Genomic DNA, 7,866 nt, shown 5'->3' on the forward strand with positions numbered 1-7,866 from the left:
CCTGGTGCGCGGCCTCGACCTGGCGTTCCTGCCGGCCGAGGCGACGCCGCCCGGCGAGCCCCTGTACGTACGTCCCTGAGGTCCTAGCCGTAGACCGCGCCCGTGTACTTCTCGCCCGGCCCCTGGCCCGGCTCGTCCGCGACCAGCGAGGCCTCGCGGAAGGCGAGCTGGAGCGACTTCAGACCGTCGCGCAGCGGGGCCGCGTGGAAGGAGCTGATCTCGGTCGCGGAGGCGTCCAGCAGACCGGCCAGCGCGTGCACCAGCTTGCGGGCCTCGTCCAGGTCCTTGAACTTGTCGCCCTCCTCGGTCAGACCGAGCTTCACCGCGGCGGCGCTCATCAGATTGACGGCGACCGTCACGATCACCTCGACCGCCGGGACCTCCGCGATGTCGCGGGTCATGGCGTCGAAGTCGGGGTTGCCGGTGGCCTCGGGGGTGTCCGAGGAGGGGGAGTCACTCATGCCCCACACGATAGGCGCAGCCGCAGGCCCCCTCGACGCCAGGAGGCCGGAGACGGCCGGTTGGTGCACCTCACCGGGAGCTGCTAACCTTGTGTAACGACCGGTCGGACCCGTATGCCTCACGGCGCACGAGTCCGGCCCACAAGTGGAGGCTTCGAACTCCCACCTGGCCGCTCTCAGGGCGGCGGGTCACCGGTCAGGCGGTCCCTCGTCCCCGAGACGGCGATCCGCCCGATAACGCGCCCCGCGGTCCCCGTGGCGGTGCTCCGGTAGTTCGAGGAGCCCCGCCTGTGACCGTCCGGGGCGTTCTGCATGCTCCGGCCCGGTCAGGTCCAACGAACAGAGACGTTACGCGGCTGTCCGCCAGACCGTCGCGTGGTGCTACCGAGGAGGATCCATCAGCGCCGAGCCCCGCATCAACGACCGGATTCGCGTTCCCGAGGTGCGACTTGTCGGTCCCAGCGGCGAGCAGGTCGGGATTGTCCCGCTTGCCAAGGCCCTGGAGCTTGCGCAGGAGTACGACCTCGATCTCGTCGAGGTCGCGGCGAACGCCCGTCCGCCCGTGTGCAAGCTCATGGACTACGGGAAGTTCAAGTACGAGTCGGCCATGAAGGCCCGTGAGGCGCGCAAGAACCAGGCGCACACGGTCATCAAGGAGATGAAGCTCCGGCCGAAGATCGACCCGCACGACTATGACACCAAGAAGGGTCACGTCGTCCGGTTCCTCAAGCAGGGCGACAAGGTCAAGATCACGATCATGTTCCGTGGTCGCGAGCAGTCCCGGCCGGAGCTCGGCTACCGGCTGCTGCAGCGGCTCGCGGAGGACGTGGCCGACCTCGGCTTCGTGGAGTCGAACCCGAAGCAGGACGGCCGAAACATGATCATGGTTCTCGGTCCGCACAAGAAGAAGACCGAGGCGATGGCCGAGGCCCGCCAGGCGCAGGAAGCCCGCAAGGCGGAGGCGAAGGCCAACCCCGGCCGTTCGATGAACGCCGCGGACCCCGACGCCGCGAACGCCGCGGACTCCGACGACGTCGCGAACGCCGAGGCTTCGGCCGAGGCGTGACCCCCGGGGGCGCCGCCCCCAGGAGCAACCGAATACAAGTACGACGCTCCACCGTGCCCGGTTTCACGACCGGGCACCGGAGCGCCACCGACGAGGAGAGAACGGCGCTATGCCGAAGAACAAGTCGCACAGCGGTGCCAGCAAGCGCTTCAAGATCACCGGCTCCGGCAAGGTGCTCCGCGAGCGTGCCGGCAAGCGCCACCTGCTCGAGCACAAGTCGTCCCGCGTGACGCGTCGCCTCACCGGCAACGCCGAGATGGCCCCGGGCGACGCCGCGAAGATCAAGAAGCTTCTCGGCAAGTGACGCCCCGGCGCGCGAGCGCCACAGGCACGTCAGACCGGGACCCAATCGATTTCGGGCCGTGTGGGCACAACCACGGCCCCGCTACAAGGAGTTAACAAGTGGCACGCGTCAAGCGGGCAGTCAACGCCCACAAGAAGCGCCGGGCGATCCTCGAGCAGGCCTCCGGCTACCGCGGTCAGCGTTCGCGCCTGTACCGCAAGGCCAAGGAGCAGGTCACCCACTCGCTGGTCTACAACTACAACGACCGCAAGAAGCGCAAGGGTGACTTCCGCCAGCTGTGGATCCAGCGCATCAACGCCGCTGCCCGCGCCAACGGCATCACCTACAACCGCTTCATCCAGGGTCTGAAGGCCGCGAACGTCGAGGTCGACCGCAAGATCCTGGCCGAGCTGGCCGTCAACGACGCGACCGCCTTCGCGGCGCTCGTCGAGGTCGCGCAGAAGGCGCTGCCGGCGGACGTCAACGCGCCGAAGGCCGCGTGACGCCGCGCCGGCTCTGAGCCGGACGTGAGTGCAGGACCCGCAGGCTTCGCTGCCTGCGGGTCCTGGTGTTGCGGTCGTCGGTCGCGGCTGTTCGGCTGCGGGTCCGTTGTGGCCGGTCGCGCCCACGCGGCGGAGCCGCATATCGATACCGCCCCGCGCCCCTGAGGGCGCCGCAGTCCCGTTGCCCGGAACATGCAGCCTGTCCGAGATCTCCCGGAAGTGAAGAAGATGGCCCCCGTCAGCCCCGAGCTGATCTCCCCCCGTTCCTCCCGTGTCGCCGCCGCCCGGCGGCTCGGCAAGCGGAACTTCCGGGGGAAGGAGCGGCTGTTCCTCGCCGAGGGACCGCAGGCCGTGCGGGAGGCCGCGGCGCACCGGGGCGGCGGCCTCGCCACGCTCGTGGAACTGTTCGCCACCCCCGAGGCCGCCGAGCGGTACGCCGACATCACCGGCGCCGCCCGGGCAGCCGGTGCCCGCGTACACCTGGCCTCCGAGCAGGTCATCGCCGACATCTCCACCACCGTCACCCCGCAGGGGCTCGTCGGGGTGTGCCGGTTCCTGGACACGCCGTTCGAGGAGATCCTCGCCGCCCGGCCCCGCCTCGTCGCCGTCCTCGCGCACGTACGCGACCCCGGGAACGCCGGCACCGTGCTGCGCTGCGCCGACGCCGCCGGAGCCGAGGCCGTCGTCCTCACCGACGCCTCCGTCGACCTGTACAACCCCAAGGCCGTACGCGCCTCCGTCGGCTCGCTGTTCCACCTGCCCGTCGCCGTCGGCGTCCCCGTCGGACGGGCCGTGACGGGACTGCGGGACGCGGGCGTACGGCTGCTCGCCGCCGACGGCGCCGGGGACCGGGACCTCGACGACGAGCTCGACAAGGGCACCATGGGCGGCCCGACCGCCTGGGTCTTCGGCAACGAGGCCTGGGGCCTGCCCGAGGAGACCCGCGCGCTCACCGACGCCGTCGTCCGCGTCCCCATCCACGGAAGGGCGGAGAGTCTGAACCTGGCCACCGCCGCCGCCGTATGTCTCTACGCGTCGGCACGTGCACAGCGCGCCGCCGGAGGGTGCCGCTCCGTCACCGGAAACCAGTAAGGTGACCAGCCCGGGGACCCTCCCCAAGCTCTCGGCCGGTCCCGAGCACGGGGCGCCCCGCGGAAGTCCGGAGAGGTGGGGTACGGGGATGAGTATCGGCACGAGCAGCGCACCGGGAGCACAGCGGGCCGCCCGCCCGCCCGCGCCCCGGCCCGGTGATCTCGCCGAACTCGGTATCGACCCCGACCAGCTCCCCGACGGACTCGTCGTCGCCGACGAGCACGGCCGGGTGATCTGCTTCAACGCGGCGGCCGTCCGCATCACCGCCGTACCCGCCGAACAGGCCCTCGGACAGCCGCTGGAGACGGCCCTGCCGTTAGAGGACCTGGAGGGCCGCCGCTGGTGGCAGCTCACCGACCCCTACGGAGGCCTCGCCATCCGGGTCGGCCAGCCCGAACGCAACCTCCTGCTGCACGGCGGCCGCGAGGTCCTCGTCTCCGCGCGCTACGTCCGCACCCGGCCCACCGGACCCGTGCGCCGCGTCGTCGTCACCCTGCGCGACACCGAGGCCAGGCGCCGCACCGAGCGCAGCCACGCCGAGCTGATCGCCACCGTCGCCCACGAACTGCGCTCCCCGCTCACCTCGGTCAAGGGTTTCACCGCCACGCTGCTCGCCAAGTGGGAGCGGTTCACCGACGACCAGAAACGGCTGATGCTGGAGACCGTCGACGCCGACGCCGACCGGGTCACCCGGCTCATCGCCGAACTGCTCGACATATCCCGCATCGACTCCGGGCGCCTGGAGGTGCGGCGCCAGCCCGTCGACATCGGGGCCGCCGTCGGACGCCACATCCAGGCCCACGTCGCCGCCGGGCAGCAGGCCGACCGGTTCCTCCTGCGGGTGCAGCACCCGCTGCCCGACCTGTGGGCCGACCCCGACAAGGTCGACCAGGTGCTGAGCAACCTGCTGGAAAACGCGGTGCGGCACGGCGAGGGAACCGTCACAATCGACATCACGCCCTCGGCCTCCCCACGGGAACGGGAGACCGCCGAAAGCGCCGCGACCGTGGAGACCGCAGCCACGTCGGTCACGGTGAGCGACGAGGGGCCCGGCATTCCGGAGGAGTCCATGAACCGCGTCTTCACCCGCTTCTGGCGGGGCAGCAAGCGCGGCGGGACGGGCCTCGGGCTGTACATCGTCAAGGGCATCGTCGAAGCCCACGGCGGCACCATCACGGTCGGACGCGCCCCCGGCGGCGGCGCCGAGTTCCGATTTACGTTGCCCGTGGCGGCACCGGCGTATCTCACCTGAGACGCCCACCGGGCCCCACGGGCGCATAGGCGTTCCCCAGCCCCGTTAGACTCGGCCTTTGGCACCTTTGCGTCCCGAGGACGAAGAACCAGACGACACCACGCGGGTGTTTCGTCCACGAGTCGATGACGGGGACCATCAGCCAGCCAACGGAAGCACGGGAAGAGATGTCGGCACCGAATAAGTCGTACGACCCGGTCGAGGTCGAGGCGTTGAAACCGGAACAGATCGAGCGCATGCGGGACGAGGCGCTCGCCGCCTTCGCCGCCGCGGACTCCCTCGACGCGCTCCAGGAGGCCAAGGTCGCCCACACCGGCGGTACCTCCCCGCTGGCCCTGGCCAACCGCGAGATCGGCGCACTGCCGCCGCACGCGAAGGCCGACGCCGGCAAGCGCGTCGGCCAGGCGCGCGGTGCCGTCAACAAGGGCCTCGCCGCCCGCCAGACCGAGCTGGAGGCCGAGCGCGACGCGCGCGTCCTGGTCGAGGAGGCCGTGGACGTCACGCTGCCCCACGACCGCGTACCGGCCGGCGCCCGGCACCCGCTGACCACGCTCTCCGAGCGCATCGAGGACATCTTCGTGGCCATGGGCTACGAGGTCGCCGAGGGCCCCGAGGCCGAGGCCGAGTGGTTCAACTTCGACGCCCTCAACATCGGCCCGGACCACCCGGCCCGCGGCGAGGCCGACACGTTCTTCGTGGCGACTGCATCCGACAGCGGCTCCGCCGCGGGCTCGGGCGGCACCGGGTCCGGTGTCGTGCTGCGCACCCACACCTCGCCCGTGCAGATCCGCTCCGCGCTCGACCGTGAGCTGCCGGTCTACGTGATCTGCCCCGGCCGGGTGTACCGCACCGACGAGCTGGACGCCACGCACACCCCCGTCTTCCACCAGGTCGAGCTGCTCGCCATCGACGAGGGCCTGACCATGGCGGACCTCAAGGGCACCCTGGACCACATGGTCCAGTCGCTGTTCGGCGCGGAGATGAAGACCCGGCTGCGGCCGAACTTCTTCCCCTTCACCGAGCCCTCCGCCGAGATGGACATGCTCTGCTACGTCTGCAGGGGCGCGTCCGTCGGCAACCCCGACCGGCCCTGCCGCACCTGCTCCAGCGAGGGCTGGATCGAGCTCGGCGGCTGCGGCATGGTCAACCCGAGGGTGCTCACCGCCTGCGGCGTCGACCCCGAGAAGTACAGCGGCTTCGCCTTCGGGTTCGGGATCGAGCGGATGCTGATGTTCCGCCACAACGTCGAGGACATGCGAGACATGGTCGAGGGTGACGTCCGGTTCACCCGGCCGTTCGGGATGGAGATCTGATGCGGATCCCGCTTTCCTGGCTGCGGGAGTACGTCGACCTGCCGGCGACGGAGACCGGCCGGGACGTACAGGCCAAGCTCATTTCGGCGGGCCTCGAGGTCGAGACCGTCGAGCACCTCGGCGCCGACCTCAAGGGTCCCCTCGTCGTCGGCCAGGTGCTGACCGTCGAGGAGCTGGAGGGCTTCAAGAAGCCGATCCGCTTCTGCACCGTCGACGTCGGACAGGCCAACGGCACCGGTGAGCCCCAGGAGATCGTCTGCGGCGCCCGCAACTTCGCCGCCGGCGACAAGGTCGTCGTGGTCCTCCCCGGCGCCACCCTGCCCGGCGGCTTCTCGATCAGCGCCCGCAAGACGTACGGCAAGACGTCGCACGGCATGATCTGTTCCAGCGACGAGCTGGGCATGGGCGACGACGGCACCCACGGCATCATCGTGCTGCCGCCGGAGACCGAGGTCGGCAAGGACGCCATCGAACTGCTGGAACTCGTCGACGAGGTCCTGGACATCGCCGTCACCGCCAACCGCGGCGACTGCCTGTCCATCCGCGGCGTCGCCCGCGAGACCGCCATCGCCTACGGCCTGCCGCTGCGCGACCCGGCCCTCCTCGACGTGCCGGGACCGAACGCGTTCGGCTACCCGGTCGAGGTCTCCGACCCGGCCGGCTGCGACCGCTTCACCGCCCGCACGGTGACCGGCCTCAGACCCGAGGCGCGCTCCCCGATCTGGCTGAAGCGCCGGCTCCAGAAGGTCGGCATGCGCCCGATCTCCCTCGCCGTCGACGTCACCAACTACGTGATGATGGAGCTCGGCCAGCCGCTGCACGCCTACGACCGGGGTCTCGTCCAGGGCACCATCGGCGTGCGCCGCGCGGCGGAGGGCGAGAGGATCGTCACCCTCGACGGCGTCGAGCGGACGCTGCACGCCGAGGACCTGGTCATCACCGACGACCGCGGCCCGATCGGCCTCGCCGGTGTGATGGGCGGCGCCGACACCGAGATCGCCGACCACGACGACCTCGAGAAGTCGACCGGCGACGTGGTGATCGAGGCCGCCCACTTCGACCAGGTGTCCGTCGCGCGCACCGCCCGCCGCCACAAGCTGTCCTCGGAGGCCTCCCGCCGCTTCGAGCGCGGCGTGGACCCGCAGGCCGCCGCCGCTGCCGCGCAGCGCACCGTCGACCTGCTGGTGCTGCTCGCCGGCGGCACCGCCGAGGCCGGTGTCACCGAGGTCGTCGCCCCGGCCGCGCCGCACACCATCACCGTCGCCGCCGACCACCCCGACAGGGTCGCGGGGGTGACGTACGGCCGGGAGACCGTCGTACGCCGCCTCCAGCAGGTCGGTTGTGACGTCTATGGAAATTCTGCCGCGTGGAACGCGTCGTCGAGGGGCGGTGGCCGGGAGACGGGCGGGCAGGACGAGCTGATCGTCACCGTGCCGTCCTGGCGGCCCGACCTCACCGACCCGAACGACCTCGCCGAAGAGGTCATCCGGCTGGAGGGCTACGAGAACCTGCCCTCCACGCTGCCCAGGCCGCCCGCCGGCCGGGGACTGACCGGCCGCCAGCGGCTGCACCGCCGCGTCGGCCGCGCGCTCGCCGGCGCCGGGTACGTCGAGGCGCCGAACTACCCGTTCGTCAGTGAGCAGGTCTTCGACCAGCTCGGTCTCGACGCCGACGACCCGGCCCGCCGTGTGGTCAGGCTGGTCAACCCGCTCAGCGACGAGGAGCCCGCACTGCGCACCACGCTGCTGCCGGGTCTGCTCGGCGCGCTGCGCCGCAACGACGGCCGGGGCTCGCACGACCTCGCCCTGTTCGAGACCGGTCTGGTCTTCCAGCCGGGCGACGAGCGCAGGGCGGCCGCGAGCCTGCCCGTCGACCGGCGCCCCAGCGAGGACGACA

The 7,866-nt window shown here is 71.3% G+C and carries 8 protein-coding genes; 7 read left to right on the forward strand and 1 reads right to left on the reverse strand.

Annotated features, from left to right (window positions below; genetic code table 11):
- Positions 1 to 83: 83 nt before the first annotated feature.
- Entirely contained in the window at positions 84 to 461 is a 378-nt protein-coding gene (locus B9S61_RS00200) for a DUF1844 domain-containing protein (protein WP_103540344.1), read from the reverse strand.
- 397 nt (positions 462 to 858) lie between these two features.
- Here B9S61_RS00200 and infC point away from each other — a divergent pair, with 397 nt between their 5' ends.
- The 7 genes from infC to pheT all read left to right on the forward strand — a co-directional run.
- Entirely contained in the window at positions 859 to 1,527 is a 669-nt protein-coding gene (gene infC / locus B9S61_RS00205) for a translation initiation factor IF-3 (RefSeq protein WP_103540345.1), read from the forward strand.
- A gap of 109 nt (positions 1,528 to 1,636) precedes the next feature.
- The gene (rpmI, locus tag B9S61_RS00210) at positions 1,637 to 1,831 is read left to right on the forward strand and encodes a 50S ribosomal protein L35 (protein ID WP_003977225.1); all 195 of its coding nucleotides are present in this window, start codon (positions 1,637 to 1,639) and stop codon (positions 1,829 to 1,831) included.
- Positions 1,832 to 1,929: 98 nt separating this feature from the next.
- Positions 1,930 to 2,313: a 50S ribosomal protein L20 gene (gene rplT / locus B9S61_RS00215; RefSeq protein WP_004933571.1), complete on the forward strand. Its 384-nt coding sequence runs from the start codon at positions 1,930 to 1,932 to the stop codon at positions 2,311 to 2,313.
- 228 nt (positions 2,314 to 2,541) lie between these two features.
- Positions 2,542 to 3,405, forward strand: coding sequence for an RNA methyltransferase (locus tag B9S61_RS00220; RefSeq protein ID WP_103540349.1), 864 nt, complete (start codon positions 2,542 to 2,544; stop codon positions 3,403 to 3,405).
- An 88-nt stretch (positions 3,406 to 3,493) separates the two neighbouring features.
- Positions 3,494 to 4,657, forward strand: coding sequence for an ATP-binding protein (locus B9S61_RS00225; RefSeq protein ID WP_103540346.1), 1,164 nt, complete (start codon positions 3,494 to 3,496; stop codon positions 4,655 to 4,657).
- Positions 4,658 to 4,824: 167 nt separating this feature from the next.
- Positions 4,825 to 5,970 (forward strand): phenylalanine--tRNA ligase subunit alpha, encoded by a 1,146-nt coding sequence (pheS, locus tag B9S61_RS00230; RefSeq protein WP_103540347.1) that lies wholly within the window; start codon positions 4,825 to 4,827, stop codon positions 5,968 to 5,970.
- Positions 5,970 to 7,866: phenylalanine--tRNA ligase subunit beta (gene pheT, locus B9S61_RS00235; protein ID WP_103540348.1), on the forward strand; the 1,897-nt coding region annotated here is incomplete at its 3' end. The genes pheS and pheT, both read left to right, overlap by 1 nt.

It is taken from the genome of Streptomyces sp. SM1, assembly GCF_002910825.1.
GTDB lineage: Bacteria > Actinomycetota > Actinomycetes > Streptomycetales > Streptomycetaceae > Streptomyces > Streptomyces okerensis.

Excerpts from the sequence above, each read along its gene's own strand:
- B9S61_RS00200 (WP_103540344.1), bottom strand. The coding sequence starts at position 461 with ATGAGTGACTCCCCCTCCTCGGACACCCCCGAGGCCACCGGCAACCCC.
- rpmI (WP_003977225.1), top strand. The coding sequence starts at position 1,637 with ATGCCGAAGAACAAGTCGCACAGCGGTGCCAGCAAGCGCTTCAAGATC.
- B9S61_RS00220 (WP_103540349.1), top strand. The coding sequence starts at position 2,542 with ATGGCCCCCGTCAGCCCCGAGCTGATCTCCCCCCGTTCCTCCCGTGTC.
- B9S61_RS00225 (WP_103540346.1), top strand. The coding sequence starts at position 3,494 with ATGAGTATCGGCACGAGCAGCGCACCGGGAGCACAGCGGGCCGCCCGC.
- pheS (WP_103540347.1), top strand. The coding sequence starts at position 4,825 with ATGTCGGCACCGAATAAGTCGTACGACCCGGTCGAGGTCGAGGCGTTG.